This window comes from Nonomuraea sp. MTCD27, from assembly GCF_041950495.1.
Classification (GTDB): domain Bacteria; phylum Actinomycetota; class Actinomycetes; order Streptosporangiales; family Streptosporangiaceae; genus Nonomuraea.
The window spans coordinates 1-1,420 of sequence record NZ_JBGNUW010000067.1; the positions used below are offsets into that span (position 1 = coordinate 1).

The window sequence follows — 1,420 nt, forward strand, 5'->3', positions numbered from 1 at the left end:
CCTCGATGACTCACGCCTTGATCGTCCTGAGTAATGGGTTCGGTGTGGCGGAGGTTTCCGCCTGATCATCCTGTTCGTTCGCTCGGTGTGCCGTAGTGTGCCGCCCGAGGCGCTCGGATGGGCGGCGGCTTCCACGGGGCCGCAGGGTCCTTCGTCACTCCTTCCTGGCGCGTTGGGGCATGTTCGGGCTGGTCAGCCAGGTGCCGGTAGCGCGCACAGGCGCTGCCAGCAGATGAGGAAGGCGGTCTTCCACGGCCAGGTGACGCTGATCTTCAGCAGGCGCTGCCGGGCGTGCGTGACGAGCTTGGCGGGCAGGTGCCACAGGCAGAACCGGAGGGTTGCCGGTTCGGCGCGAGCCAGATCCGCCTGATCATGCAGACCCAGCAGGCGGGTCCAGGCGTCGATATCGGCGGCGAGATTGGCGGCCAGCACCCAGCCGACGTTGACGTTCCAGGTCTTGGAGGGCAGATTGCGCAGGCCCATCGCCTTGTTCGTGCGCACCCGGTCTTCCACCTCGGCGTGGTCGCGGTGGACGGCGTCGATGAAGGCGAGTTGGTGGCTGCCGGGAATGCCGCGCAGCCCGCGCGGGCCGAGGTTGGTGGCCACGATGGCGTACTTCCAGCCGGTCTTGTGCTCGAAGGCGGTGAGCTGGCGCTGGTCGCGGGCCGAGGGGCGGACGCGCCGGACCAGGAGCCGGACTCCCCAGGCGGCGGCGCGCTCGTCCAGGCCGGTCAGCTCGGTCACCTCGGCGTGCGGATGGACGGTTCCGTCCTGGCGCACGGCGGCCTGCCAGGCCGAGGCGGGCAACTTGCCGATGGCGCTCTCATCGATCTCGGTGATCTTCCAGCCGACGCTGAAGCGCACCGTCCGCCGGGTGGTGTTCAGGCCTTTCATCTGCTCGACCAGGTCGTGCGTAGCGCCCGCGCCGTCCACGCGGATCCACAGCTTGGCGCGGTAGGCGTCGGGGATCTGCCGGATCGCCTCGGCCAGCACGGTGATGTGGTCGGCCACAGTGTTGGAGCCGGCCGAGCCGGTGCGTAGCAGCATCGCCAGCGACTCGCCGGTGTTGGCGCACCAGCAGGCCAGCGGGTGAAAGCCCCACCCCTTCTTGAACGTCGCGCCGGCGCCCTGCTTGTTGGAGTGCGCGGTGATCAGCGTGGCGTCGATGTCGATGACGATCCAGCCGGTCAGCACCTTGCCCGCCACCCTCAGCCAGGGGAAGCCCGCCTCGGTCGAGGCGATCAATGCCCACACGTGCTTGCGGACCCTGGCCCGCACCCGCGCGATCCAGATCGGCAGCCGCTCATCGGCGCCGATGGGCTCCAGACTGCGACGCACCGTGGAGTCCGACGGCGGCGCGCCGAACACGCCTTGCTGGTGGGTGAGCAGCGCGATCTGCCGCATGCTGGTCGCGCCCAGC

Annotated in this window: 1 protein-coding gene; it reads right to left on the minus strand. The window is 69.6% G+C overall.

Annotated elements, in window-relative coordinates:
- Nucleotides 1–192: 192 nt before the first annotated feature.
- On the minus strand, nt 193–1,420 hold a 1,228-nt coding region (locus ACBJ59_RS62735; RefSeq protein WP_375119386.1), incomplete at its 5' end, for an IS1380 family transposase.